The sequence below is a fragment of the Gluconobacter thailandicus F149-1 = NBRC 100600 genome, assembly GCF_000964465.1.
GTDB lineage: Bacteria > Pseudomonadota > Alphaproteobacteria > Acetobacterales > Acetobacteraceae > Gluconobacter > Gluconobacter thailandicus.
Genome location: NZ_BANH01000122.1, coordinates 1 through 604, shown reverse-complemented (window position 1 = coordinate 604; position 604 = coordinate 1). Strand labels below are relative to the sequence as shown.

At 55.3% G+C, this 604-nt stretch carries 1 protein-coding gene; it reads right to left on the bottom strand.

Features of this window, described 5'->3' with window-relative positions; genetic code table 11:
* Positions 1–128 precede the first annotated feature (128 nt).
* Complete coding sequence (locus B7444_RS15935; protein ID WP_007283050.1) at positions 129–551, bottom strand: hypothetical protein; 423 nt, start codon at positions 549–551, stop codon at positions 129–131.
* Positions 552–604: the final 53 nt, after the last annotated feature.

The window sequence follows — 604 nt, the reverse complement described above, 5'->3', positions numbered from 1 at the left end:
AGAGCCTGAATCAAAATTCCCTACAAAAATCAATGGGTCCTGAGTGAAGCGCGACACTCAATTTGGAACTGCGGGACACACAATCTGGAACCCTTTTTTGACGGGTCCGCAGACGTTTTAGAAGACGTTTATACCGCCTTTAACGCCTCATTATTCACATCTAAAGCATCGCTCTGAGGAGCTTCCGGGACGGGAAACGGTGGCAACGGTGTAAACACAGTCAGAGTGATGCCAGCCTTCGCTTCCAGATCATGCACTCTCAATCTTGCACCAATCGCCTGCTCATAGACTGTCTGCAACACATCCGCTGTGGCTATGGCGTGCACCCGTGCCGTTGCCTCCAGTGCAACCAGCCGCTCATAGGAAACCGTGAGGGCCATCTCTCGCTCTTGCGACGCAGCCACCAGTTTAAGCGCCTGTTCACCTGCACTCAAACGATTGGATTGAGACTGGAGGCGATAGCGTCCCGCCTTCGCAGCCCAGCCACTTGCCATCGCAAAACCCCATTCGAGCGGTCCGCTCCAGTCGTGCCACAGCCCCAGGATGTTCACGCAGCATATCCCCACTGCGCATCCAGCCAGGCGAGGCGACCCTCAAACCAGTC